Source organism: Ruegeria sp. A5, from assembly GCF_056543005.1.
This window is the reverse complement of the sequence record NZ_JBQGAV010000002.1, coordinates 247,950-269,929: the sequence shown is the minus strand read 5'-3', so window position 1 is coordinate 269,929 and position 21,980 is coordinate 247,950. Positions and strand designations below refer to the sequence as shown.

30 protein-coding genes and 1 tRNA gene are annotated in these 21,980 nt (G+C 58.5%); 14 read left to right on the top strand and 17 right to left on the bottom strand.

What is annotated here, in order from left to right; translation table 11 throughout:
* The first annotated feature begins 8 nt into the window (after positions 1–8).
* On the top strand, positions 9–455 hold the full coding sequence (locus tag ACR0AY_RS07135; RefSeq protein ID WP_170424178.1) for a DUF4177 domain-containing protein: 447 nt from the start codon (positions 9–11) through the stop codon (positions 453–455).
* A gap of 272 nt (positions 456–727) precedes the next feature.
* On the opposite strand, the gene ACR0AY_RS07130 is transcribed toward ACR0AY_RS07135, so the two are convergent.
* The gene (locus ACR0AY_RS07130; protein ID WP_170397150.1) at positions 728–970 is read right to left on the bottom strand and encodes a glycine zipper 2TM domain-containing protein; all 243 of its coding nucleotides are present in this window, start codon (positions 968–970) and stop codon (positions 728–730) included.
* A gap of 364 nt (positions 971–1,334) precedes the next feature.
* Positions 1,335–1,410: transfer RNA gene (locus ACR0AY_RS07125), tRNA-Thr, on the bottom strand.
* A gap of 179 nt (positions 1,411–1,589) precedes the next feature.
* Here ACR0AY_RS07125 and ACR0AY_RS07120 point away from each other — a divergent pair.
* Positions 1,590–2,465: a hypothetical protein gene (locus tag ACR0AY_RS07120; protein ID WP_170424180.1), complete on the top strand. Its 876-nt coding sequence runs from the start codon at positions 1,590–1,592 to the stop codon at positions 2,463–2,465.
* Between the two features lie 10 nt (positions 2,466–2,475).
* Here the strand turns inward: ACR0AY_RS07120 and ACR0AY_RS07115 are convergent, their stop codons facing one another.
* Complete coding sequence (locus ACR0AY_RS07115) at positions 2,476–2,742, bottom strand: DUF2312 domain-containing protein (protein ID WP_170397751.1); 267 nt, start codon at positions 2,740–2,742, stop codon at positions 2,476–2,478.
* Between the two features lie 147 nt (positions 2,743–2,889).
* Here ACR0AY_RS07115 and ACR0AY_RS07110 point away from each other — a divergent pair, with 147 nt between their 5' ends.
* Positions 2,890–3,108, top strand: a complete 219-nt coding sequence (locus ACR0AY_RS07110; protein ID WP_480453902.1) for a hypothetical protein — start codon at positions 2,890–2,892, stop codon at positions 3,106–3,108.
* Positions 3,109–3,117: 9 nt separating this feature from the next.
* Here ACR0AY_RS07110 and ACR0AY_RS07105 read toward each other — a convergent pair whose 3' ends face one another.
* A complete protein-coding gene (locus ACR0AY_RS07105) occupies positions 3,118–3,333 on the bottom strand; it encodes a hypothetical protein (RefSeq protein WP_170397156.1) in 216 nt (71 codons plus the stop codon).
* A gap of 242 nt (positions 3,334–3,575) precedes the next feature.
* Here ACR0AY_RS07105 and ACR0AY_RS07100 point away from each other — a divergent pair, with 242 nt between their 5' ends.
* The 4 genes from ACR0AY_RS07100 to ACR0AY_RS07085 are packed head-to-tail and all read left to right on the top strand — an operon-like array spanning position 3,576 to position 5,756.
* Positions 3,576–4,439 (top strand): MBL fold metallo-hydrolase, encoded by an 864-nt coding sequence (locus ACR0AY_RS07100; RefSeq protein ID WP_170397158.1) that lies wholly within the window; start codon positions 3,576–3,578, stop codon positions 4,437–4,439.
* A 19-nt stretch (positions 4,440–4,458) separates the two neighbouring features.
* A complete protein-coding gene (locus ACR0AY_RS07095) occupies positions 4,459–4,887 on the top strand; it encodes a YeeE/YedE family protein (protein WP_170397160.1) in 429 nt (142 codons plus the stop codon).
* A complete protein-coding gene (locus ACR0AY_RS07090) occupies positions 4,887–5,318 on the top strand; it encodes a DUF6691 family protein (protein ID WP_170424184.1) in 432 nt (143 codons plus the stop codon). Before ACR0AY_RS07095 ends, ACR0AY_RS07090 begins: the two co-directional genes overlap by 1 nt.
* 9 nt (positions 5,319–5,327) lie before the next feature.
* Positions 5,328–5,756: a TIGR01244 family sulfur transferase gene (locus ACR0AY_RS07085; protein WP_170511291.1), complete on the top strand. Its 429-nt coding sequence runs from the start codon at positions 5,328–5,330 to the stop codon at positions 5,754–5,756.
* A gap of 5 nt (positions 5,757–5,761) precedes the next feature.
* On the opposite strand, the gene ACR0AY_RS07080 is transcribed toward ACR0AY_RS07085, so the two are convergent.
* The 5 genes from ACR0AY_RS07080 to ACR0AY_RS07060 form a co-directional block, all read right to left on the bottom strand.
* Positions 5,762–6,856, bottom strand: a complete 1,095-nt coding sequence (locus ACR0AY_RS07080; RefSeq protein WP_170511293.1) for a flagellar motor switch protein FliM — start codon at positions 6,854–6,856, stop codon at positions 5,762–5,764.
* Positions 6,857–6,933: 77 nt separating this feature from the next.
* The gene (locus ACR0AY_RS07075) at positions 6,934–9,615 is read right to left on the bottom strand and encodes an ATP-binding protein (RefSeq protein ID WP_170397168.1); all 2,682 of its coding nucleotides are present in this window, start codon (positions 9,613–9,615) and stop codon (positions 6,934–6,936) included.
* Entirely contained in the window at positions 9,603–9,923 is a 321-nt protein-coding gene (locus ACR0AY_RS07070) for a hypothetical protein (protein ID WP_170397170.1), read from the bottom strand. Before ACR0AY_RS07070 ends, ACR0AY_RS07075 begins: the two co-directional genes overlap by 13 nt.
* Positions 9,920–10,300 carry a response regulator gene (locus ACR0AY_RS07065; RefSeq protein ID WP_170511295.1) on the bottom strand — a complete coding sequence of 127 codons (381 nt, stop codon included), beginning with the start codon at positions 10,298–10,300 and terminating at the stop codon, positions 9,920–9,922. The genes ACR0AY_RS07070 and ACR0AY_RS07065 overlap by 4 nt, the downstream gene beginning before the upstream one ends.
* A gap of 78 nt (positions 10,301–10,378) precedes the next feature.
* Positions 10,379–11,674 (bottom strand): helix-turn-helix transcriptional regulator, encoded by a 1,296-nt coding sequence (locus ACR0AY_RS07060; RefSeq protein ID WP_170397174.1) that lies wholly within the window; start codon positions 11,672–11,674, stop codon positions 10,379–10,381.
* Between the two features lie 176 nt (positions 11,675–11,850).
* Between ACR0AY_RS07060 and ACR0AY_RS07055 the strand changes: the two genes are divergently transcribed.
* The 4 genes from ACR0AY_RS07055 to aat all read left to right on the top strand — a co-directional run bounded on the left by ACR0AY_RS07055 (position 11,851) and on the right by aat (position 15,071).
* The gene (locus ACR0AY_RS07055; protein WP_170397176.1) at positions 11,851–12,387 is read left to right on the top strand and encodes a helix-turn-helix domain-containing protein; all 537 of its coding nucleotides are present in this window, start codon (positions 11,851–11,853) and stop codon (positions 12,385–12,387) included.
* A 149-nt stretch (positions 12,388–12,536) separates the two neighbouring features.
* Positions 12,537–13,031 carry an acetyl-CoA carboxylase biotin carboxyl carrier protein gene (gene accB / locus ACR0AY_RS07050; protein WP_170397178.1) on the top strand — a complete coding sequence of 165 codons (495 nt, stop codon included), beginning with the start codon at positions 12,537–12,539 and terminating at the stop codon, positions 13,029–13,031.
* A gap of 9 nt (positions 13,032–13,040) precedes the next feature.
* Positions 13,041–14,387, top strand: a complete 1,347-nt coding sequence (gene accC / locus ACR0AY_RS07045; RefSeq protein ID WP_170397180.1) for an acetyl-CoA carboxylase biotin carboxylase subunit — start codon at positions 13,041–13,043, stop codon at positions 14,385–14,387.
* Between the two features lie 51 nt (positions 14,388–14,438).
* A complete protein-coding gene (aat, locus tag ACR0AY_RS07040) occupies positions 14,439–15,071 on the top strand; it encodes a leucyl/phenylalanyl-tRNA--protein transferase (RefSeq protein ID WP_170511297.1) in 633 nt (210 codons plus the stop codon).
* Here the strand turns inward: aat and ACR0AY_RS07035 are convergent.
* The 6 genes from ACR0AY_RS07035 to ACR0AY_RS07010 form a co-directional block, all read right to left on the bottom strand.
* Positions 15,035–15,394 carry a DUF2155 domain-containing protein gene (locus ACR0AY_RS07035; protein WP_170466088.1) on the bottom strand — a complete coding sequence of 120 codons (360 nt, stop codon included), beginning with the start codon at positions 15,392–15,394 and terminating at the stop codon, positions 15,035–15,037. The two genes, aat and ACR0AY_RS07035, sit on opposite strands and share 37 nt — an antisense overlap.
* Positions 15,391–15,843, bottom strand: a complete 453-nt coding sequence (gene mlaD / locus ACR0AY_RS07030) for an outer membrane lipid asymmetry maintenance protein MlaD (protein WP_170397186.1) — start codon at positions 15,841–15,843, stop codon at positions 15,391–15,393. Before mlaD ends, ACR0AY_RS07035 begins: the two co-directional genes overlap by 4 nt.
* A 10-nt stretch (positions 15,844–15,853) precedes the next feature.
* On the bottom strand, positions 15,854–16,237 hold the full coding sequence (locus ACR0AY_RS07025; RefSeq protein WP_010443266.1) for an NADH:ubiquinone oxidoreductase subunit NDUFA12: 384 nt from the start codon (positions 16,235–16,237) through the stop codon (positions 15,854–15,856).
* Between the two features lie 79 nt (positions 16,238–16,316).
* Positions 16,317–16,679, bottom strand: a complete 363-nt coding sequence (locus ACR0AY_RS07020; RefSeq protein ID WP_170397754.1) for a RidA family protein — start codon at positions 16,677–16,679, stop codon at positions 16,317–16,319.
* Between the two features lie 62 nt (positions 16,680–16,741).
* Positions 16,742–18,007: an ATP-dependent Clp protease ATP-binding subunit ClpX gene (gene clpX, locus ACR0AY_RS07015; RefSeq protein WP_170397188.1), complete on the bottom strand. Its 1,266-nt coding sequence runs from the start codon at positions 18,005–18,007 to the stop codon at positions 16,742–16,744.
* A 136-nt stretch (positions 18,008–18,143) separates the two neighbouring features.
* Complete coding sequence (locus ACR0AY_RS07010) at positions 18,144–18,776, bottom strand: ATP-dependent Clp protease proteolytic subunit (RefSeq protein ID WP_039970058.1); 633 nt, start codon at positions 18,774–18,776, stop codon at positions 18,144–18,146.
* 309 nt (positions 18,777–19,085) lie between these two features.
* On the opposite strand from ACR0AY_RS07010, the gene ACR0AY_RS07005 reads away from it, so the two are divergent.
* The 3 genes from ACR0AY_RS07005 to ACR0AY_RS06995 all read left to right on the top strand — a co-directional run bounded on the left by ACR0AY_RS07005 (position 19,086) and on the right by ACR0AY_RS06995 (position 20,922).
* Positions 19,086–19,427 carry an ArsR/SmtB family transcription factor gene (locus ACR0AY_RS07005; RefSeq protein ID WP_170397190.1) on the top strand — a complete coding sequence of 114 codons (342 nt, stop codon included), beginning with the start codon at positions 19,086–19,088 and terminating at the stop codon, positions 19,425–19,427.
* A gap of 99 nt (positions 19,428–19,526) precedes the next feature.
* A complete protein-coding gene (locus ACR0AY_RS07000; RefSeq protein ID WP_010443271.1) occupies positions 19,527–19,664 on the top strand; it encodes an entericidin A/B family lipoprotein in 138 nt (45 codons plus the stop codon).
* An 829-nt stretch (positions 19,665–20,493) separates the two neighbouring features.
* A complete protein-coding gene (locus ACR0AY_RS06995; protein ID WP_170511299.1) occupies positions 20,494–20,922 on the top strand; it encodes a type II toxin-antitoxin system Phd/YefM family antitoxin in 429 nt (142 codons plus the stop codon).
* A gap of 82 nt (positions 20,923–21,004) precedes the next feature.
* Here ACR0AY_RS06995 and ACR0AY_RS06990 read toward each other — a convergent pair whose 3' ends face one another.
* Complete coding sequence (locus ACR0AY_RS06990; RefSeq protein ID WP_170511300.1) at positions 21,005–21,454, bottom strand: hypothetical protein; 450 nt, start codon at positions 21,452–21,454, stop codon at positions 21,005–21,007.
* Positions 21,455–21,584: 130 nt separating this feature from the next.
* The gene (locus ACR0AY_RS06985; RefSeq protein WP_170424197.1) at positions 21,585–21,905 is read right to left on the bottom strand and encodes a hypothetical protein; all 321 of its coding nucleotides are present in this window, start codon (positions 21,903–21,905) and stop codon (positions 21,585–21,587) included.
* Positions 21,906–21,980: the final 75 nt, after the last annotated feature.

Genomic DNA, 21,980 nt, shown 5'->3' with positions numbered 1-21,980 from the left:
ACCAGTTGATGCAGCGCTACGAATACAAAGTTGTCCCCGCTCCGCAAAAGGGCACCAAGGCGAAGGGCGTGAAAACGCCCGAGGGCCGGTTTGCCACCTCGATCGAGCAACTGCTGAACCAGATGGGACAGGACGGCTGGGAGTATCAGCGCGCCGAATTGCTGCCCAGCGAAGAACGTTCGGGGCTGACCGGGTCAACCACCAACTGGCGCAACGTGTTGGTTTTCCGCCGGGCTCTGGCGTTGGAAAAACCTGAGCAGTCCGAACCCGTCGAAGAGGACACCGCCCCAACCGCGCGCGCAGTCCCGGGACCCGAAGAGGTTTTGGCCAAAACTCCTGCCGCCCCTGCCCCAATCTCGGAAGAGCCCGAAGACCCGCCCTTGTCTTTGAAACCTTCGGACGAAGTGGCGGATGACGAAGTGCGCCCCGAGCAAGCACGCCCAGCCGAGCCGTGATTGGATAACAATCAATCGAAGGATACCGCGTGAAGGGGCAAGGCCCTTATATCCTGCCCCATAACGGTTATGCTTTGTCAGTTCCGACCCGCGAACCCCATCGGCGAGAAACGACGCAGAAAGGGGATTGCTGCTGAGCCAGCTGAGCTTGAATTTGGCACATCCAGAAAGCTAGGCGCGCAACCGCCAGACAGGGCAACTGCATGACCTGCGAAACCAATATTTGCGGAGCCAAAAACGAGCGTGGGGTAAGAGGGTTTATTGCAAGGTTGTCAATTGCAAGCTGATTGCCCTGCATACATCCCAGCGCCTGCACCTGCTGCAGTCGCGAGTGTCTTGCCTGTACCGCCTCCGAACCGATTTCCAACCACTCCCCCAAGGGCAGCGCCACCAAGGATTCCCGCAGCGCAGCGAGCGTCTTGCTGTACCTGCGCCTGAGTTGGCGTCGTCGGAGCCCCGCAAGCAGCCAAGAGCAGTGAGGTCGCAAGCGCACAGGTTGTCAGTGCTTTGTTCATCTCGATTGCCTCTCAAATACCAAATAGTTATCTGAGTAAGTGGCTCTGGCGCGTCTAGCGTACAAGAGATCAACGTCTGTTTGATTCGAGATTAATCAAAACTTAATAAAGAAGACTAAGGGTCGAGCGCTTAAAGCGATATTTGCTGGTTTCCGATGGTTGCGGGTGCCGGGTTCCTGGTAAACCCCGACATTGGACGGCCGTGTTTTAATTGTAGAAAACGGGCGATGAGCGCGGAGCATCACAGTAAGATTTGACGCACAATAAAGCGCGACTACTGAATCTTCTGTTCCCCTATATTTGCCCCCAAGATCACATAGGTCGCGAGCCAGATCGAGCAAATATACATAGATATCTGAAGAGATGGTGCCCCCACACGGACTCGAACCGCGGACCTACTGATTACAAATCAGTTGCTCTACCAGCTGAGCTATAGGGGCACTGGGTGTCGATTAATATTTCGGAACAGGGACTGCAAGCCCGAAATTTCGGGTCATCTTAACTTTGTGCTGGTTTGCCTTAGGATAACAGTAATATCAGGCCTCATCCGAATTTGACTGCACCGGGGACAGGTTGTAACCCAAGCGGCGATCCCGACCGAGGTGAGGACAATTCCGATATGCAGATGGTCATCCAAGCCGGAGCGCACTTTACCGACCATGATCACCTGCTCAATCTGCTGCAGGCGAATGCGGATCTGGTTGCGGGAAATCATACTGCCTTCTGGGGGCTTCGTCCGTTCAGAAAGATCTTTCGACCTGCGCTGAAACCCTCTGCCGACCGGCCATCACATCAGGATACACTGGCGCGATTTCATAAACTGTTCCCCAATGGGCAGCAGGTTGACCGGGCGATCTTGTCGAGCGCGCTTTACCTGGGGGAACGGCCTTCCATCATCATGGATGGGCAATTTTACGCGAATGCCGGTCAAAGGTTGGCCTATCTGGATAATCTGTTCAGCGATTCGACGGTTGAGCTATTCGTGGGGCTACGTAATCCCGGCAGCTTTATTCCCAAGGTGCTGATGCTGCTGTCGGCGCCTGAGCGCGAGCATATCATTGCCACCACCGATCTGAGTTGCCTGAGTTGGCTCGCCATGATCGAAGACATTCGCGACCTAGCGCCAGATGTCAAAATCACTTTGTGGAGCAACGAGGATTCGCCGCTGATCTGCGGCGACATCGCGCGCGCGCTAGTGGGGCTACCCGAGGACACGCCGCTGGAACAGGAATACGCGCTGCTGTCCTCACTTGTCTCAGACATGGGCAAACAGGAGATTCAGAGCTTGTTAGAGCATCAAGCGGCCCCCAATGATCCCGTGCTCAGGGGCAGGCTGGCGCAGGTGTTTCAGCAGCATGCGCTGACGGATGAAATCGAAGAAGAGGTGGAGCTGCCTGGCTGGAACGAAGATATCGTTACCGCCTTTACCGAGCTTTATGAGCAGGATCTGGCACGGCTGCAGACCATGCCAGATATACGTTTTCTGAACCCGTAACCGGCTGGCGCTACATGCCCAGCGCTTCCTTGTACATTTCCAGCACCGCCTCTTCCTCGGCGATGTCGTCCTTGTCGCGCTTGCGCAGGGCGACGACCTTGCGCATGACCTTGGTGTCGTAGCCGCGGGCCTTGGCCTCGGCCATGACCTCTTTCTGCTGGTCGGCGATGTCTTTCTTTTCGGCCTCAAGACGCTCGAACCGTTCGACGAACTGGCGCAGCTCGCCTGCGGTCACTCGGTAGTTGGCTGCGGCCTGATCTTCGGTGATGTCTTCCATCTGCGTCTCTCCCAAGGGCTGAAAATAAGGTGCCGGATACATCGGCACCGACCCGACCGCAAGCGTGCATTCTGCACGGCGGGCTTGTCTGACCTGCGCCGATCCGATAAGCGCGGTCACGGATACAAAGGGTGAGCGTAAACAACCATGTTCGACATTATCGTCTGGGGCGGGGCCGCCCTGTCTGTGGCCGGGCTGGTCGGTCTGGTCTGGTGCATCCTGCAAGTGATGAAAGCGCGCAAAGCCAACCCGACGGATGACGAGTTGCGCGCTGCAGTTCAGGGTGTTCTGCCTTGGAATCTGGCGTCGCTTTTCCTGTCGGTACTTGGGCTGATGATGGTTATCCTGGGCATTTCGCTGGGATAACCAGATCGATCAGATCGGCATATTGTCGAACCGCGCTTCAAGCACGTCTTCGCATAGCGCAGCATCCAGCCGACGCAAGCGCGATGGGATATGAACCCCCTGCGCGCGCATTTTATCCAGAACCATGCTGACATGTGGCTGAAGCTCTAGCCGGGTCTCAAGACACGCACCATTCAGCTTTTGTTCAAGCCGTTCCGCTTCGGTAAAAAGATCCTGAGCAGTCATTTCCTTCCTCCCATATGGTGCCAATGTGCCTGATATAGGTAACGAGTTTAAGACGAGCACGAGACCGGAACAAAACATCGCGAATTCTTGCCTAGTCAGGCAAAAAACCGTCAATATGTCCGTGGTCGCCTAAAGCATACGCTCAAATTGCGGAGATTGCTTTGACAGACATCAACTCGTGATTAGGGGCTTTAAACATATTCCACTATTGTTATATGTATACAAGCTGAACGGAGGAACCCATGACGCCCAGTGTGAAAGCTTTTTTCGACCCGCAGACCTTCACCGTCTCTTACGTTGTGCAGGAACCTCAGGGGCAGGCCTGCGCCATCATCGACAGTGTATTGGATTTCGATCACGCCTCGGGGCGGACCGACACCAGCTCGGCCGACCAGATTGTCGACTATGTGACGGCACAGGGACTGAAGGTGGAATGGATTCTGGAAAGCCATGTCCATGCCGACCACCTGTCAGCAGCCCCTTACCTACAGGAAAAGCTGGGTGGTCAGATCGGGATTGGCGAGAATATCGTGGTCGTTCAGGACACGTTCGGCAAGGTCTTCAACGAAGGCACCGAGTTTCAGCGTGATGGCAGCCAGTTCGATGCACTGTTTGCCGAAGGGTCCAGCTTTCACATCGGCCAGATGCGCGGGGACGTTTTGCACACGCCAGGCCATACGCCCGCCTGCATGACCTATGTGATCGGCGATGCGGCCTTTGTGGGCGATACGCTGTTCATGCCGGATTTCGGAACTGCCCGATGCGATTTTCCCGGCGGGTCATCGGCGGACCTGTATGCCTCGATCCAGAAAATCCTGTCTCTGCCTGACGAGACGCGGATTTTTGTAGGCCATGATTACAAAGCGCCTGGTCGCGATGAATACGCGTGGGAGACCACGGTTGGCGAACAGAAGGCGCTGAACGTTCATATCGGTCAGGGCCGCAGCGTCGAAGAATTTGTCGAGATGCGCGATGCGCGGGATGCGACCCTGGCGATGCCGCGCCTGATTTTGCCCTCGCTGCAGGTCAATATGCGGGCTGGTCAGATGCCACCAGCGGATGAGCAGGGCGACGTTTTCATGAAAATCCCAGTCAATAAGCTTTGATACGAGGGCAGATGAGACAATGAATATCGAATGGATTTCGGGTCTGGCTGGTGGTCTGCTGATCGGGCTGGGCGCCAGCGTTTATCTGCTGTGTAATGGGCGGATCATGGGGGCGAGCGGCATATTGGGCGGGCTGCTGGAACGCAGCGACCGGAGCGTAATGACTGAACGCCTGGCTTTCGTCGCGGGCTTGATCGGGATGCCCTTATTGCTGCGCCCATTGATTGCGCCGCAGGCCGAGACCCATTTGACCCCGGATCTGGCGATCGTGATCCTTGCTGGGCTGCTGGTGGGGGCTGGAACACGGATCGCCAATGGCTGCACGTCGGGTCACGGCGTTTGTGGGATTTCTCGCTTCTCGTTGCGCGGGATCGTCGCAACGGTGTTCTACATTCTTGCAGGTGGTCTGACGGTTGCGCTGTTTCGCCATGCCTTGGGGGTGATCTAATGCGCGCAGTGTTTGCTTTTCTCGCCGGATCGCTGTTCGGCATCGGGCTTTTGATCTCAGGCATGACCGACACCACCAAGGTGCAGGGGTGGCTGGATGTGTTCGGCAATTGGGACCCGACGCTCGCCTTTGTCATGGGCGGGGCGATCCTGCCGATGCTGGTGGCGTGGCGATTGACACGGAACAGGGTCCCTGTTGTGGGCGGACAGTTCCCCGCCCCGCCCCGTGTTGAACTGGATCGCCGTCTGATCGTCGGGTCGGTCCTGTTCGGCGTCGGTTGGGGATTGGCGGGTTTGTGCCCGGGCCCGGCGATGGCCTCGCTTGGATATGGGGGCGTTGGCGGGATTGTGTTCCTGATTGCGATGATCGCGGGCATGTTTGCGGCACCAAAGCTGGGTGCGCAACTGGACAGGATCGCCGACGCAGCCTAAGCAATTGCTATGGAGATTCGACCGATAACCCCCCGCTACGCCGTCTCACCTCAGATCTCGGTGGAGGACGTGCCAGCCATTGCCGAGGCCGGTTTCGTCAAGGTGATCTGCAACCGTCCCAATACCGAAGTTCCGCCGGATCAGCAGTCAGACGCCATCGGTCAAGCCGTTCGCGAGGCCGGGATGGAATATGAGGTTCTGGAGTTGACACACCAGACGATGACACCGGAAAACGTGGCGCTGCAACGCGATCTGGCCGAAAGCTGCAGCGGGCCGGTTCTGGCCTATTGCGCCTCTGGCACACGATGCTCGGTGATCTGGGCGCTGGGACAGTGCGATCGGCTAAGCACGGATGAAATCCTCGATGCGACCGGAAAAGCGGGCTATGCGCTCGACGGGTTACGCCCGGCATTGGAACAGCTGCAAGGGCGCGGATAAGCCTCTTAATCGCGGCCATTGCCTTCGGGCGCTGGCAGACCGGCGAGGTGCGAGATTTCCGTGACACGCTGTTCGGAACTGGCAGGCAACAAGTCGTCGGGTTCCAGGAAGGAATCCTCGGTCGTCAGATCATGCGCTACAATATCGTCATCAAGCGGGGACGACATCTCGTCATCCGGGGCCGAGGGCGTCAAGCTTGATTTGCTGGCCAGAAATCCGGCGCAGTCCTTGGCGGGCAACGCAGTAGGAGGGCCTTGTTCGTTGATCCGTACCGCACGCATTCCGCCGCACTGACCCAGACGTCCGATGGCGGTTCGGGCACGATCGATTGACAGAACTTCAACCCGATCCACCCGCGCGCCCTGCAGCGGCAGGACATCCCCGACGGACAATTCCGAAAGCGCTGTCAACGGCAAAGACAGGCGGCAGATCACGGTGTTCAGCTCAGCCCGAATTACCCCGGATGCCTGATCCAGATTCACCCCCGATTGGGTGATATCCGCAACCTGTTCCTGATCCGAGAGCGGGCGCTCGGGCAGCAGGATACTGACCTCGCCCTGACGCGGACCACCGGCAAGTTCGACCGTCAGATCAAACATGCGATAGACCTCATCCTCCAGCGCCAGGTTCAGTGCGCGCCGACCTTCGGCGCGTGAGGTGAACTCATACCCGGACAGGCTGGCCATGTCTGCCGGGGACTCAACCAGTTTCAGAGCCCGGATCAGCATATCCTCGATCAGAGGGGCGACCATGGCAGCGTCGGTGTCGGTAAACGCACGCTCGGGTGGTGGGTCAGAGGTGACCATGGCAATCGTTTGCTGCTGGACGATAGCAGAGACGCAACCCGGGTCCAGACAGGCCGCGGCCAGGCCGCCCTGATCCGAGGTAAACAGCAGCATCAACCACCCCTCATTCAGCCGGTCGGCTATATCTTCCTGCGCACGTACGGCCTGCTTTGCCCCGATGACCGACAGCGCCAGCCCCATGCTTTCGCCGGAGGCGCGTGCCAACCCCAGCCGCAAGGCGCGCAGGACCGAGCGGGGCGAGTCGGCACCGCATTGCCCCGCTGAAAGCTTTCGTGCCAGTGCTGATGTGGTCATGGCCCCGTTCCGCCGTTTGTCGATGCGATGACGATTTGTCTAACCCGGCGGAGGTTACGAATGTCTTTATGACGCCCTCATTGCGCGGCCTGACGAAAAGCCAGCGGAAGGCTGACGCGGAAGGCCGCCCCTCCCTGCCCCGGCAGATAGGCAACTTCGCCGCCCAAGCGCTGCATAATCTCTCGGCAGATCGCCAGCCCCAACCCTGCCCCGCCTGCCTTGTCCGAGCCGACGCGGGCAAATTTTTCGAATACCATCGATTGCGCCTCGGCCGGGATACCACCACCGTTGTCGATGAAATCGATTACCACTTGCCCGCCGACATCATGGGCCGAGATGGTCAGCACCGGTTCAATGGCGTCGCAATATTTCTGGGCGTTGGAAATCAGGTTGATGAACACCTGCCCCAGCCGATCGAGATCCGTGTGCAGCGGGATACGTTCACTTGCGCGCACCCGCCGTACGCCAATCTTTCGATCACTGCCCGCCAGCGCGCTTGAAACGGCGCGGTCCAGAACTTCGCTTAGGGTGGCTTCGCCCATGTTCAGGCTAACCTGGCCGCTTTCCAGCACGCTAAGGTCGAGCAGATCATCCAGTAGCCGGGTCAGACGCAGCGATTCATCATGTATGATCGCAGCATAACGGATTTGTTCCTCGGCGCTGAGGCCATCGGTGTCGCGCATAATTTCAGAAAACGCCCGAATCGAGGTCATGGGCGTGCGCAATTCGTGGCTGACCTGGCTAAGAAACGCGTCTTTCTGTTTCGAGACTTGCGTAAGCTTGGCATTCGCCTCGCGCAATTGCCGCGCTGTGCGGCTGAGCTCAGTCGATTTCGCCTCAAGCTGGCTGGAATATTCCAACATCTGCGCGGACTCGTCGGCAACGGCCAACAGGTCTTCGACAGACACAGACGCCCCGCCAACGATCTGACCGATCATCGCATGCGCGGTTGCGGCCCCGACCGAGCCGCTGAGTTCGCGTTCCAGCCGTTCCAGAAACTGCGGCGTGGGCTCGGGCAGTCGTCCGGGGCGACCATTCTGGCGCTCGGCTTCGGCTTGAAAGAACTCTTGCGCGGGAATAGTGCCCAGAATCCGCTGGGTCATGATCATCAGGTCTTCGCTTTGCGCCACCGAACCGGTCCAGCCACGGGCTGAAACCGAATGGTCAAATACATTTACGAATTGCGCACCCTGAAGGCGTTCCAGCGGGCTGGGGAAGCTGAGCATCGAGGCGACGCAGAAGGCGATTGTATTCAGCGACAGCGACCACATGACCGTATGCACCATCGGGTCGATCCCTTCGATCCCGAACAACGCCTGCGGGCGCAGCCAGCCCCAGCCGAAGGGTCCGTTTTCAATCACCGATGCCGGGACAATGCCGCCACCCATGCCAGGCAGCAGCAGTGTGTAAATCCAGAGAAAGAACCCGACGCTGAGCCCGACCAACGCCCCAGTTCGGGTCGCGCCGCGCCAGAACAGGCCACCCACCAGTGCGGGCAGAATCTGGGAAATCCCGGCAAAGGCCACCAGCCCGATCGAGGTCAGGGCAGCCCCGCCCCCCGAAAGCTGGAAGTAGAAATAGCCCAACGCCATGATCGCCGCGATCGAGACGCGCCGCGCCATCAGCACGACTGTTCGCACATCACCAGAGACCGACGCGGTGCCTTCCTGCGTATTCAGCCAGATCGGCATGACCACATGGTTCGAGACCATGGTTGACAGCGCCATCGCGGTAACGATCACCATTGATGTGGCCGAGGAAAACCCGCCGATGAACGACAGCATCGCCAACCAGTCATTGCCCTGCGACAGCGGCACGGTCAGCACAAACAGGTCGGGGTTCGAGCCTTCGGGCATCAGGTCCAACCCAACGACGGCGATGGGCACGACAAACAAGCTCATCAGCAGCAGGTAGAGCGGAAAGGCCCAGGCGGCGGTGCGCAGGTGGCTTTCATCGTCATTCTCGACCACCATGACCTGAAACATCCGCGGCAAGCAGACAAAGGCCGCCGCCGAAAGGAAAATGAAAGTGGTCCAGCGCCCGGCATCCACATGCCATTGGCCAATTTCCGAGGCATCGATCTGATCCATCATCGGCCCCAAGCCGCCAGCGACGCCCCAGACAACAAAGATGCCAACGGCCAGAAGGGCGAAGAGTTTCACCACAGATTCCAACGCAATAGCGGTAACAACGCCGTGGTGGCGCTCATTGGCATCCAGATTGCGCGTCCCGAAGAGGATCGCGAAGACGGCCAAGCCCGCCGCGACCCAGAACACACTGGAGCCTTCGCGATAGAGACCTGAGGGATCGGCCTCGGCAAAGATCGAAAAGGACAGTGTGATCGACTGCAATTGCAGCGCGATATAAGGCGTGCCGCCCAACACCGCCAGAATGGTCACGCAGACCGCCAGTGTGTTGGACTTGCCGTATCGTGACGAGATCAGGTCAGCGATCGACGTCACGCGCTGGCTGCGTCCGATGCGCACGAGTTTGCGCAGGCCCCACCACCAGCTGATCATCACCAGTGTAGGACCCAGATAGATGGTTACGAATTCAAGCCCAGAACGCGCGGCGTTGCCAACCGCGCCATAAAACGTCCATGCAGTGCAATAGATCGACAGTGACAGGGTGTAGATCAGCGGGGAACGCAACCATTTCCCGCCGCCACGCGCAGCCAGCCTGTCCGCTGCGAAGGCGACGCCGAACAGAAGAACCACATAGCCCAGACAGACCAGAATCAGGACATTCAGGGTTGCCATGTCTCGGCCTCGGGCTCGGCAGTCTCGCGCGCGGTCATGCGTTTGGCGACGAAGCCGAAGATCACGCTGATCAGGATCAGAACACCCCAGCACGCAAAGATGTAGAACATGGCCGTCGACAGCGACAGAGCCTCGGCGCCTGCGCTGTCATCCGGCCATAGAAGCGGCAGCGCGAGCATTGCGGCACCCAGAAAAGGCAGCAGCCGCGCTGCATCCGCCAGCCTGCGCCGACGATAGCTTTGCCGTTCCAGAAACAGGGACGGACGAACTGGCGAGGGCCGATCTTTGCCGTCGCCCGCGGAGCTCATAACTGAGACGCCTGCGCATGCAGGTCGCGCACCGCTGTCAGGACTTCGGTATTCGAAAACGGCTTGGTCATGAATCGGCTGACCCCTGCCTGCTCGGCCATTTCACGATCGCGGGATTGCCCGCGCGCGGTCAGCATCAAAACCGGCAACGCCTTCATTTCATCATGTTCGCGCAGATCGCGCAGTACATCCATCCCGCTTTTTCCCGGCAACATCACATCCAGAATCACCAGATTGGGCCGCGCGGACAGAATCACCTGCACCGCATCCGTTCCCTCGGCATGGGTTTCAACCTGCCACCCCTCGCGTGTCAGCAGAAACCGGATCGCCTCGGTGATGTTGGGCTCATCCTCGATCAACAGAACCTTGCGGCTCATATTTGCATATCCTCCCCATGACGGATTGCACGTCCGGCCACCCGTCCAGCCCAGATTAAGCGCTGCGTCACGAAACTGTCAAAACCCTTCGCTCAGGATCGATGGCTCGCGCCGCGCGCTGCATTCGCGTTTCGGGCATATCCGACAACTGGCTCCGGCTTGCGCCGCGTTTTCCGCAGGCTGCACCGTGTCTTCGACCGGCAGCACCAGCATGACCGAACGATAGACCGGCTCGGCCCCGAATTCCTTAGCTGGCTGAGGGGTTGCGATTGCAAAACACTCAAACTCAGCAGCGGTTCGACCAAGCTGAACGACCCGTTTCCGGATCGGGACCAAGGGCCGATTCAAGGCGGTGAACAAGGGCCAGAGCGGACAGGCCTCGCCATGGCGCGGCAGGGCAAACCCCGGCGCGGGTTTAAAAAACAGAACGCTGCCGGAGGCGTCGCAAATCACCAAGCCAGCCGGACGCGCCAGCGTGCCTTCAGGCAGAAAGGCCAACCGTCGCAGCACCGTAGCAAGGTCCACTGAAAACACCGTCGCCAACGCCAGAGGATCGGGGTTTGCTGCATCCAGCGCGGCACACACCTGATCCAGCGGCATAGCGCGCGCGTCGGCGGCATAAAGGTCCAGCAACCCCGAGGCCACAGTGTTGGCTGCAGCGGAATCGAGCCCATCCAGCGGCACTTCGGTCAATTGCCCGCCGGCTTCGAGTTCCGGGAAATGATATCCTTGCTCGGCAAAAAACGCCTCGACCGCGTCCAGTGGGATACCGCGCAGATCGCGCTGCCCGTCACTGTCATCCAGATAGGTCACCAGCGCTTTGGAGCTTTCGGCCAGTCGTTCGGCATCCTGATGCAAGTTGCGATGGAACCGGTCGCGCCATTCCGGTTCGATCTCTCCCGGTTCAGCCAAGATTGCAGCTGTTGAGCGGATGGCGGCGGCGGTCGACAGCACCTCGTGCATTGAGGCCGCCAGATGCGGGTCATGGGTCAGTCGGTCGGAAAGAACTTCGACAGTGCGCTCCAGCGACACTACGCGGCGATGCATCTGCGCCAGAACACCCGACCAACCGGGAAAGCGGCCGGCGAATTCTTCCAACCCGTCCACCTCGGCCTTTTGGCCGACTGCATCCGCCGCGGCCTCGCGCAGAGCGGCGATGAGCGTCTCTTCGATCCCTTGAGTCAGCAGCGACGGCTCGACGGACAAAGCCGCCGCGATATCGACAAGCAGTTTGCCCCCAATGCGGCGGCGGTTGTGCTCGATCAGGTTCAGATACGATGCCGAAATCCCCACCTGCCGCGCCAGTTCCGCCTGTCGCAGCCCAGAGATTTGCCGTCTTTCGCGTATCCGGCTGCCGGTCAGCGTGTCGCGCATGGCGTTTATGTCCTTGGCTACTGCGGCTGCATTTTCAGATTAACTAAGTAATTATTATCTGTTGCCGACTAATTTTCAAAGAAGATTTACAACTTTGACAACGGCCAGAGAAAGAAACCCACCCTTTCCTGCCGCCCACCCTTCTCTTTCGACGCAATACCCGTCACCATAAGAACATGAGCGATCCCGCCTTTGAATACGCCCCCATCGGCCTTGTTGAGCTTGAGAACCGGATCATCCGACGGTGCAATCTGCAATTTGCGCGGACCTTTGGCGGGGATGAGGTTGACTATCGCAACATGCCCCTGCTGCATCTTTATCCTTCGGTCGCCGATTGGGAACGGATCGGCGCGCGTAGTCTGCAGGTGATGCGCGATACAGGCTATTACACAGACGAACGGGTGATGCGGCGACGCGACGGTGACCTGTTCTGGTGCCGCGCGCGGGGGCGTTCGCTGACGCCAGACGATCCGTTCCGGCACGGGATATGGAGCTTTTCGGACATCTCGGAAGAGCGCCCCTTGGTGCAATTGACAACCCGCGAACGCGAAGTGGCCATCCTGTCATGCCGGGGTTTATCCGCGAAGGAAATTGGCGTTGAACTTGGGCTAAGTTACCGCACGATCGAGGCCTATCGCGCCCGCCTTTTGGAAAAATACGGAGCCCGCAAGCTACCAGAACTGGTCGCAAAATTGTCTGGAACGCCGCTGTAATCGCGACAGCCCTCGTAATTCGCGCAAAAACCCCCATTTGGCAGGCTTAGACGGCGCTTTTCATGGCCGTCTGCATGGCTTATAACCCTGCGTAATCAAACCAAGCCCGCAGCAAACAGACGGGCATAGGGGAACCTTCGAGGACACTCATGACAGATACCAAACACGAAGCGGATGTCGCGTTTATCAAGGCACTGGCCGAACTGCTGCGCGAGAATGACCTGACCGAATTGCAGGTCAAGCGCGAATATGGCGAGGAAGACAGCCTGAATGTCCGTGTCAGCCGCATGTCGCAGACCGTGGCCGCTCCGGTTCAGGTTGCGGTTCCTGCGGCTGCACCGGTTGCCGCACCTGCTGCCGCGCCGGCCGCTGCCGAAGCGCCCGCTGCCGTGGATGATCCCGCCAGCCATCCAGGCGCTGTGACCTCGCCCATGGTAGGCACGGTTTACATGCAACCGGAACCGGGCGCGCCTGCGTTTATCTCGGTCGGTGCATCGGTCTCGGAAGGTGACACGCTATTGATTGTCGAAGCCATGAAGACAATGAACCACATCCACGCACCCAAGTCGGGCACCATCAAACGCATTCTAGTCGGCGATGGTGATGCTGTGGAATTCGGCACGCCTCTGGTCATCGTTGAGTAAGGCGGGCCCATGTTCGACAAAATCCTGATTGCCAACCGAGGCGAGATCGCCCTGCGTGTGATCCGTGCTGCGCGCGAGATGGGGATCAAGACGGTTGCCGTGCACTCCACCGCCGACAGCGATGCGATGCATGTGCGCATGGCGGACGAATCGGTCTGCATCGGCCCCCCGCCCAGCCCGCAAAGCTATCTGTCCGTGCCCGCGATCATCTCGGCCTGTGAAATCACCGGCGCGCAGGCGATACATCCCGGCTATGGCTTCCTGTCCGAGAATGCCGAGTTCGTGCAGATCGTCGAAGATCACGGCATTACCTTCATCGGACCCACCGCCGAACATATTCGTGTCATGGGTGACAAGATCACCGCCAAGGACACGATGAAGGAACTGGGTGTACCTTGCGTTCCGGGTTCTGACGGCGGTGTGCCAACGCTGGCCGACGCCAAGCGCATTGGTGAAGAGTTCGGCTATCCCGTCATCATCAAGGCAACCGCCGGTGGCGGCGGTCGCGGCATGAAGGTGGCACAAAACGCCGATGAGATGGAAAGCGCCTTCATGACCGCACGCGCCGAGGGCAAGGCCGCCTTTGGCAATGACGAGGTCTATATCGAGAAATATCTGACAACCCCGCGCCATATCGAGATTCAGGTCTTCGGCGATGGCAAGGGAAAGGCAGTGCATTTGGGCGAACGCGACTGTTCGCTGCAGCGCCGCCACCAGAAGGTGTTCGAAGAAGCCCCCGGCCCCAGTATCACGCCGGAAGAACGCGCCAAGATCGGTAAGATCTGTGCCGATGCGGTCGCCAAGATCAACTATATCGGCGCAGGCACCATCGAGTTCCTCTATGAAAATGGCGAGTTCTACTTCATCGAGATGAACACGCGTCTACAGGTGGAACACCCCGTGACCGAAGGCATCTTCGGCGTCGATCTGGTGCGCGAACAAATCCGCGTCGCCGCTGGTGAGGACATGTCGTTCGGTCAGGACGATCTTGAGATCAATGGCCACGCCATCGAGGTTCGCATCAACGCGGAAAAACTGCCGAACTTCTCGCCCTGCCCGGGCAAGATTACGGCCTATCACGCGCCAGGTGGTCTGGGCGTGCGGATGGATTCCGCGCTCTATGACGGCTATTCGATCCCGCCATATTACGACTCGTTGATCGCCAAACTGATCGTTCAGGGCCGTGACCGGGCTGAAGCTTTGGCCCGTCTGGAACGTGCTTTGGGCGAGTTGATCGTCGACGGTATCGACACCACCGTGCCGCTGTTCCACGCGCTGCTGCAGGAACCTGACCTGCACAGCGGCGAGTACAACATCCACTGGCTGGAGCACTGGCTTGCGGAGAACATGGCCTAATCTGACCAAAGGGCCGAAGGACAACCCCCCTTCGGCCCCGAGGCACCCGGCATGAGCCTTTCCCCTGAACTTCTGCTCCATGGCTATTCCATCGGCATTTTTCCGATGGCTGAGCATCGCGACGACCCCGAGTTGTTCTGGGTCGACCCGAAGTTTCGCGGCGTGTTCCCTCTGGATGGGTTCCACATCTCCCGCAGCCTAGCGCGGCGTATCCGGACCTGTGGGTTTTCGGTAAGCATCAATCGCGATTTTGCGGGCGTCGTGGATGGCTGCGCCGACCGATCGGATACCTGGATCAATCCCGAACTGCGCCATCTGTATCAGGAACTACACCGGACCGGCCGCGCGCATTCCCTCGAAGTCTGGGACGGCGCTTCACTGATTGGCGGCGTTTACGGCGTAGTCCTCGGCGCGGCCTTTTTTGGCGAAAGCATGTTCTCGCGTCGCACGGACGCATCGAAGATTGCACTTGCCTATCTGGTGGATCGACTGCGCCAAACCGGGTTCACGCTGTTCGATACGCAGTTTCTGACGGCGCATCTGGCCTCGTTGGGCGCGATCGAGATCCCGCGTGCGGTTTATCATAGCGAATTGAAACAAGCGCTTGACCTGAAAGCAGATTTCACCGCTGATCTGCAACAGGCCCCTCAGGGTGTGATACAACGTATCACCCAGACATCGTAGCGGGCGTGATCCAACGCGTTCAGCGCGGGTGAGGTCGCAATCATCCAGCCATCAAACAGCTGCTGCGCCTTACCCTGTTCCCAGATGGTCAGATAGGCAAAGGCGTCACCTGTCGGGTTTTCGGCTGGATAGCGACAATCACCCAGCGCGACATCCAGACCAAAGACCGACGTGGTCTCGCCGTTCTGCATTTCGATGTCCACCGTCTGCCCGCTGACCTTGTCCAACCCGCGCAACATGGCGCCGGGGCCGGATTCGACCTTTTGCTGCGCAGCAGCTCCGGTTGCGGTGACCATCAGAGCCACCAGTGCAGCGCGGATCATTCGCTTCCGTCCCCGGCCACGAATTTGACCAGCAACGAGATCAGGCTGACCGCGCCTTGCGTATCGGTAATCTCATCACCCGCCTCAAAATAGAACGGGGAACCGCCCGGCATAACCTCAACAAAGTTGCCACCCAGCAAGCCTTCGGAAGAAATCACAGCGGCGCTATCGTCTGGAATAAGAATACCATCTGCCACAGAAAATCGGGTATCTGCGCGGTACGTATCAGAGTTTAGCGTAACGCCAGTCACTGTCCCGATCTTGACCCCGGCAAGGCGTACATCCGTGCCAACGCCCACACCTTCGAGCGAGCGGAAAGACGCGCCCAGCTCGTATCCTGCGCCGGATTGAGACAGGCCTGTGGATTGGCTGGCGTAAACACCGAACGCAATGGCGCAGGCCAGCACGGCACCGCCGACGATAACTTCGGTCTTCGTATGAGTAGACATCTGGCCTCGCTTATTCCGGGCTCCACGCCTCGTAATCGCTACGTTCAACCGGATCGGCACGACGCAGAGAACCGGCAGGTGCATAGGCCAGCGCGGTGCCGGTCAGATTCTCCTGATGCGGTTTTTCCCAGGACTTGTGCGCCAGAGGTTTATCGGTTGGCGGTTCATCCCATGTGCGGTGTAGCCAGCCATGCCAATCGGGATCGATCCGGCTGGCCTCGGCTTCGCCATTGAAAATCACCCAGCGCTTGCTGTCGTCGGCATTGCGATAGAACACGTTGCCCTCGTCGTCCTCACCGACCTTGATCCCCTTGCGCGCAGTGTAGAACTGCGTGTTCAGGGTGGCCCCGTTCCACCAGGTCACGGCCCGCAAAAGACTGTTCAGGATTCCCATCGGCTGCCTCCGGCATTTCTGTCCCAGAAGATATGGACCAAAGGCACGCTAAGGTCCAGTACTGCCAGCGCTACCTGCGTCATTCCGGCAGGATAGCGGTGACTTCAATTTCAATCCGGTATTTCGGATCGATCAATCCGCATTCGATCATCGTCGCTGCAGGAGGGTTCGCACCAAAGGTTTCGGCCAGAATGGGCCAGCAAGGTTCAAATTCGGTTCGATCCGGCAGCATATAAGTGATGCGCACGACATCAGAGAATGAAGCACCCGCCTCGGCCAGCGCGTTTTCGATGATAGACAGCGCCGAGCGGCATTGCTCCACGACCGTTTCACCTTGCCCAACAGTTCCCGCAACATGAACCCAACCACCCGCGACAACCGCGCGGCAATAGCCAACCTTGGCTTCAAACTCACCACCCGAAGAGATACGTCTTACTGTCATCGTGTCCTCAAACGAAAACGGCGCGGACATTGCCGCGCCGTGTGTGCATTATTCTATGCGGTTCAACCCGCCGAAGCCGATTCCGCTGCGTCTGCGTAGATGATCAAAGGCTGAGAGTCCGACGTCACAGCCTCTTCGTTGACCACAACTTCGGTCACGTTCTTCATGCCCGGCAGTTCGAACATTGTATCCAGCAGGATGTCTTCCAGGATAGAACGCAGACCACGTGCACCGGTTTTACGCTCGATCGCTTTCTTGGCGATCGCCTTCAGCGCATCATCGGTAAAGGCCAGTTCCGCATCTTCCAACTCAAACAACCGCTGGTATTGCTTGACCAGAGCGTTCTTCGGGCTGGTCAGGATAGTGACCAAAGCGTCTTCGTCCAGATCTTCCAGCGTCGCCAGAACCGGCAGTCGGCCGACGAATTCGGGGATCAGGCCAAATTTCAGCAGGTCTTCAGGTTCCAGATCCTTGAAGATCTCGCCCACGCCGCGCTCGTCATTGTCACGCACGTCAGCACCAAAGCCCATGGCCGAGCCTTTGCCACGCTGTGCAATGATCTTGTCTAGTCCGGCGAATGCGCCACCACAGATGAACAGGATGTTGGTGGTATCCACCTGCAGGAATTCCTGCTGCGGATGTTTGCGCCCACCCTGCGGAGGAACGCTGGCCACGGTGCCTTCCATCAGTTTCAGCAGGGCCTGCTGAACGCCCTCGCCCGATACATCGCGGGTGATCGAAGGGTTTTCAGACTTGCGGGTGATCTTGTCGACCTCGTCAATATAGACGATGCCGCGCTGTGCGCGTTCGACATTGTATTCGCTGGCCTGCAGCAGTTTGAGGATGATGTTTTCAACATCTTCACCCACATAACCGGCTTCGGTAAGCGTGGTCGCGTCCGCCATCGTAAACGGCACGTCAAGAATCCGCGCCAGCGTTTGCGCCAGCAGGGTTTTGCCGCAGCCGGTGGGGCCAATCAGCAAGATGTTGGATTTTGCCAGTTCTATATCGCTGCCCGCTTTCTGGGCATGATTGAGACGCTTATAGTGGTTATGTACCGCAACCGACAGCACCCGCTTGGCGGTGGCCTGACCGATCACATAGTCATCCAGCACTTCGCAGATATCCTTGGGTGTTGGCACACCGTCCGAAGATTTCAGACCGCTGGCCTTGGTTTCCTCGCGAATGATATCCATGCACAGCTCGACACACTCATCGCAGATGAACACGGTCGGGCCTGCGATCAGCTTACGCACCTCATGCTGGCTTTTGCCGCAAAAGCTGCAATAGAGCGTGTTCTTGCCGTCACCGCCTGAATTCGTCGCCATGCTTTACCCCTCGGGCTCCGTCTCAGCGGCCCCTCTCAAGGGCCGCGCTTGCCGTATATGCCTGCAGCTTAGGCCAGCGTTCTGGCAGCTACAATCTCAAAATCATCCCTCACGCCGGACGCGCGCGGATTTGAACCTAGGCCTCGTCACCATCCATCTTGGCGCGGTTCTCGACGATCTCGTCGATATGGCCCCAATCCTTGGCCTCTTCCGGGCTCATGAAATTGTCACGATCCAGCGCCTTTTCAACCGCCTTTTTGGTCTGCCCGGTATGGCGCACATAGATGTCATACAGGCGATCTTTCAGCTTTTGCGTCTCGGCCGCGTGGATCATGATGTCGCTCGCCTGGCCCTGATAACCGCCGCTGGGCTGGTGCACCATGATCCGGCTGTTAGGCAGCGAAAAGCGCATTCCCTTCTCGCCCCCGGCCAGCAGAACCGAACCCATCGACGCCGCCTGACCGATCACCAATGTGGAACATTTCGGCTTGATATACTGCATTGTGTCGTAAATCGACAAACCACTGGTGACCACGCCACCGGGAGAGTTGATGTAGATCGAGATTTCCTTGTTCGGATTTTCCGCCTCAAGGTGCAGCAGCTGAGCGACCACCAAATGGCTCATACCGTCATGGATGGGGCCGTTGATGAAAATGATCCGCTCTTTCAGAAGGCGCGAGAAGATGTCGTATGCGCGCTCGCCCCGGCTGGTCTGCTCGACGACCATGGGGACGAGTGTGTTCATATATGTATCAACTGGATCGAACATTCGGAACCTGCCTGTTTTGCGATGGATCGGGACATTACCCGAAGAGTAGTTACCCGAGTCTTAGTGCCGCCACAGGGGGGCTGCAAGGGGGGCCGAACGTTCCCACGAATTCCGTCTACCTGCACGACCCGAATGCACACGCCGCTACAGGTCGGTTGACGGATTGCGCGGAAACGTGCTGGTTACATCACGCTATTTTGATCCATGCATATGGAAATACATGCCTGGAAATTGTACCAAGAGTTCTCGCTGCGGATGCGGCGCCGGTCAGGCGTCGGGATTCGGCGGCACTAACGAGGGAATACGATCATGGCTTTTCCGCAAATGACCGAGGATATGTCACCCGGCGACCTTGACCGGATGGTTGAAAACGCAACGCGCGCGTCGAACTTTCTGAAAGCCATAAGCCACGAAGGGCGTTTGATGATCCTGTGTCACCTCGTCTCGGGCGAGAAATCCGTTACTGAACTGGAACAATTGCTATCGGCCCGCCAAGCCGCCGTTTCTCAGCAACTGTCGCGGCTCAGACTTGAGGGGCTGGTTGTTCCTCGTCGCGAAGGCAAGGCGATATATTACCGGCTGGCAGATGATCGACCAGCCCGAATACTGGAAGTGGTGTACGAACTGTTTTGCGCTCAGGATGCGACCTGAGCCTAGTATTTAGCCCTTCGAAATCGGCCATGCAAAACCTGTAGCTATGGCCCGGGAAAGCTGCTAGTCAATTCGAAACAAGCACTTATGGAGCAACCGATGATCCGCGCAATTCTGATTGGCCTGGCCCTGTTCACCTTGACCGCATGCGAAACCGCAAAGGGCGCTGGCAAAGATATCGAAAACGCCGGAGATGCCATCCAGAACGCGGCCGAGGACGTTCAGGAAAACATCTGATCGTGACGGGATGTTGCGTTCAGGCAACGCCTACACGCAATATGTAGTTGCCACACCGACCCAACCCGAGTAGTGTGCCGGTACAGGTGCATAGACGCGGCATTGCATTTCTGACACTTTGACGGGGTTCTTTTGCGCAAGCGAAAGAACCCCGTTCTGGTCCGGAGGGTGGTGCGTGGTAGCCTGTATGAACCTTGGGTTCTCAAAAAGGAAAAGGCGTCAGGTGCTCAGACGCGGTCTTTGCATGCATCCTTGCGGACACTCCTGACGCCTTGCCGGTCCGTTCCGCCCGAGGGGCTTCCCAGTCCAGTTGCCTCGGCCCCCGAAGGGACTTTGGCCACTGCCACACGCGCTGTGTCGCGTCGCAGACCGCGCGGACCTTCTGAGAGGCTGAGCATTTAACCCGAACCGAAGCCCAGACCACTTGCTCCACCACCGGTAAGCCATTGCAACTAAAAACAAATCCTAAAATCCGCCTTCGTTGCTGTGGCCCCCTTGGCCCTTGCGTCCCGCCCCTGTTCCGAAGATCAGAAGCAGTAACCAGACTGTTACATCAGCGTCATGATCCGGCAAGAAAATAGCACTGCAGCATAAAAATTAGACGGGGATAAGCTGTTGATATCCGCCGGGAGAGCCATGTGGATAACCCGAGAATTCGCGTCATCGCGCAGGCTTGGGGATGGAAAAAGTCAAATATGGATCCCGGGCCAGAATTCGCTTGGTTTCTGCACCTGCGAAGGTCCCGCGCGCTGAATTAAGGGGGGTATTGTCCGAGTTGTACAACACTCAAGCCCCCAATCTTTCGAATCGTACAACCGGAGATTCGCCTATGCGCCTGACCATTTCTCAAGCCCGCGCCCGTTTGGGCGAACTGGCCACCTTGTCGCAAGACCCCCGGCAAGTGATCGTGCTGACCCGTTATGGCAAACCGATCGCCGCACTGGTGTCGATGAACGAAGCGCAGCGGATTTGGGAGTTAATGGATGATGACACCATCGGACGCAAACACCCGCTCAGCGGGCTGCGCGGGTGGTGGTCGAAGGGGCGTGGTATTCCGGGGATGGAACCTGGGCCGGACGGTTCTTACCTCACCGCGCGCGACGCCGCGCTGAAGGTCCGCGAGATCCAGATGACCCGAGCCGAGGAACGCCGCATTCTCAAACGCGGGGGTCTGGACCCTGTCGCGGGCGGCGAGATCGCCGCCCGGCCCGTCGCCTCCCTGTGGAGACTGTTGTTTATGAGAAGCGCTCCGACCTGAACGGGGTACCTACTACTCCTGCCGCAGTCACAAATCTCAGCGGCATTAACCCCCTTTAACATCCGATCGGGCCGGAAACGCTTCAGTTCACCTGACGTTCCAGAACTGTGCTGTAGGTCGTTCCGTTCCGCAGGCTACGGAAATCGGCAAAGATCTTGCCGTCCTCGTACCGCGCATCGATCAACGCATTGGCGCCAATCACCAGCGGGGATGTTTCAACGATGCCGATCGCGCCAGATCCATCGAGGCTGATGGTTCCGGTGGCTTCGTATTCGTTCCATTCAGTATCACCCTCGCGGCGCCACTTGCTGGGGCCCCAGAAGACATTGTCTTCCTGCATCTGGACGTCGAGCATCCATTCGGCCTGATTAAAGCGGGGCTGATCCCCCTTGTAATAATGGCTGGGCTGCACGGTCGTATAACTTCCCAACCACGTGCCGCGCAGATCCGGTGTGGTATCGGCCAGTGCTGCGGTTCCGAGGGCGAGGGACGTGGCCAGAGCGGCGGCTCCGGCGGTCATGTATCTGGTCATGGGGATCTCCTCCTGAAAGCGACCCTTTGGAGTTCAAAAGCGAACATCCTTGCTGTGGCATACAGATTGGGCGGAGGTGCGCCGGTTACAACTTACCTAAGGGAAACTTCATGAACCGGTAATGTTTGCGTCAGGCCCAGGCCAGCGCGGTGCCGAGGATGACCAGACCGATACCTGCCGCCTCGCGATACGAGAAGTTCTCGCCGAACAGAAAGAATGAGGCGATGGCGATCAGAACAACCTCGGCCCCAAGAATGCCGGTATAGATGATGCCCAGCCGTTCCTCGCGCAGGGCGGCGAGTTCGAGCGTGGCCCCGGCCAGCAGGGTTGCGACGATCAGCAGGCTGAGGCCGATACCGGGGATTTTCCACCAGAACTTCATCGCGATCATGGCAACGGAATAAAGGCCTGCTGATCCAAAAGCGATAAGGGGAACAAGCGATGTAGACATAAGGGCCTCCTGCAAAGGTTGCCGTTAGGTCAACTGTAGCAGATGGGCTGATTTAGGGCTGTGAGGTGGGTCACA

Bases quoted from the DNA above. Each gene is read 5' to 3' on its own strand.
- ACR0AY_RS07130 (WP_170397150.1), bottom strand. From the start codon at position 970: ATGAACAAAGCACTGACAACCTGTGCGCTTGCGACCTCACTGCTCTTG.
- ACR0AY_RS07100 (WP_170397158.1), top strand. From the start codon at position 3,576: ATGACGCCCAGTGTGAAAGCTTTTTTCGACCCGCAGACCTTCACCGTC.
- ACR0AY_RS07075 (WP_170397168.1), bottom strand. From the start codon at position 9,615: ATGGCAACCCTGAATGTCCTGATTCTGGTCTGTCTGGGCTATGTGGTT.
- ACR0AY_RS07120 (WP_170424180.1), top strand. From the start codon at position 1,590: ATGCAGATGGTCATCCAAGCCGGAGCGCACTTTACCGACCATGATCAC.
- aat (WP_170511297.1), top strand. From the start codon at position 14,439: ATGAGCCTTTCCCCTGAACTTCTGCTCCATGGCTATTCCATCGGCATT.
- ACR0AY_RS07135 (WP_170424178.1), top strand. From the start codon at position 9: ATGCAGCGCTACGAATACAAAGTTGTCCCCGCTCCGCAAAAGGGCACC.
- ACR0AY_RS07025 (WP_010443266.1), bottom strand. From the start codon at position 16,237: ATGGGAATCCTGAACAGTCTTTTGCGGGCCGTGACCTGGTGGAACGGG.
- ACR0AY_RS07000 (WP_010443271.1), top strand. From the start codon at position 19,527: ATGATCCGCGCAATTCTGATTGGCCTGGCCCTGTTCACCTTGACCGCA.
- ACR0AY_RS06995 (WP_170511299.1), top strand. From the start codon at position 20,494: ATGCGCCTGACCATTTCTCAAGCCCGCGCCCGTTTGGGCGAACTGGCC.
- ACR0AY_RS07105 (WP_170397156.1), bottom strand. From the start codon at position 3,333: ATGACTGCTCAGGATCTTTTTACCGAAGCGGAACGGCTTGAACAAAAG.
- ACR0AY_RS07085 (WP_170511291.1), top strand. From the start codon at position 5,328: ATGGAGATTCGACCGATAACCCCCCGCTACGCCGTCTCACCTCAGATC.
- accB (WP_170397178.1), top strand. From the start codon at position 12,537: ATGACAGATACCAAACACGAAGCGGATGTCGCGTTTATCAAGGCACTG.
- mlaD (WP_170397186.1), bottom strand. From the start codon at position 15,843: ATGTCTACTCATACGAAGACCGAAGTTATCGTCGGCGGTGCCGTGCTG.
- ACR0AY_RS07090 (WP_170424184.1), top strand. From the start codon at position 4,887: ATGCGCGCAGTGTTTGCTTTTCTCGCCGGATCGCTGTTCGGCATCGGG.
- ACR0AY_RS07035 (WP_170466088.1), bottom strand. From the start codon at position 15,394: ATGATCCGCGCTGCACTGGTGGCTCTGATGGTCACCGCAACCGGAGCT.
- ACR0AY_RS07065 (WP_170511295.1), bottom strand. From the start codon at position 10,300: ATGAGCCGCAAGGTTCTGTTGATCGAGGATGAGCCCAACATCACCGAG.
- accC (WP_170397180.1), top strand. From the start codon at position 13,041: ATGTTCGACAAAATCCTGATTGCCAACCGAGGCGAGATCGCCCTGCGT.
- ACR0AY_RS07080 (WP_170511293.1), bottom strand. From the start codon at position 6,856: ATGACCACATCAGCACTGGCACGAAAGCTTTCAGCGGGGCAATGCGGT.
- ACR0AY_RS07115 (WP_170397751.1), bottom strand. From the start codon at position 2,742: ATGGAAGACATCACCGAAGATCAGGCCGCAGCCAACTACCGAGTGACC.
- ACR0AY_RS07070 (WP_170397170.1), bottom strand. From the start codon at position 9,923: ATGAGCTCCGCGGGCGACGGCAAAGATCGGCCCTCGCCAGTTCGTCCG.
- ACR0AY_RS07110 (WP_480453902.1), top strand. From the start codon at position 2,890: ATGTTCGACATTATCGTCTGGGGCGGGGCCGCCCTGTCTGTGGCCGGG.
- ACR0AY_RS07060 (WP_170397174.1), bottom strand. From the start codon at position 11,674: ATGCGCGACACGCTGACCGGCAGCCGGATACGCGAAAGACGGCAAATC.
- ACR0AY_RS06985 (WP_170424197.1), bottom strand. From the start codon at position 21,905: ATGTCTACATCGCTTGTTCCCCTTATCGCTTTTGGATCAGCAGGCCTT.
- ACR0AY_RS07005 (WP_170397190.1), top strand. From the start codon at position 19,086: ATGGCTTTTCCGCAAATGACCGAGGATATGTCACCCGGCGACCTTGAC.
- ACR0AY_RS07010 (WP_039970058.1), bottom strand. From the start codon at position 18,776: ATGTTCGATCCAGTTGATACATATATGAACACACTCGTCCCCATGGTC.
- ACR0AY_RS06990 (WP_170511300.1), bottom strand. From the start codon at position 21,454: ATGACCAGATACATGACCGCCGGAGCCGCCGCTCTGGCCACGTCCCTC.
- ACR0AY_RS07020 (WP_170397754.1), bottom strand. From the start codon at position 16,679: ATGACAGTAAGACGTATCTCTTCGGGTGGTGAGTTTGAAGCCAAGGTT.
- ACR0AY_RS07055 (WP_170397176.1), top strand. From the start codon at position 11,851: ATGAGCGATCCCGCCTTTGAATACGCCCCCATCGGCCTTGTTGAGCTT.
- clpX (WP_170397188.1), bottom strand. From the start codon at position 18,007: ATGGCGACGAATTCAGGCGGTGACGGCAAGAACACGCTCTATTGCAGC.
- ACR0AY_RS07095 (WP_170397160.1), top strand. From the start codon at position 4,459: ATGAATATCGAATGGATTTCGGGTCTGGCTGGTGGTCTGCTGATCGGG.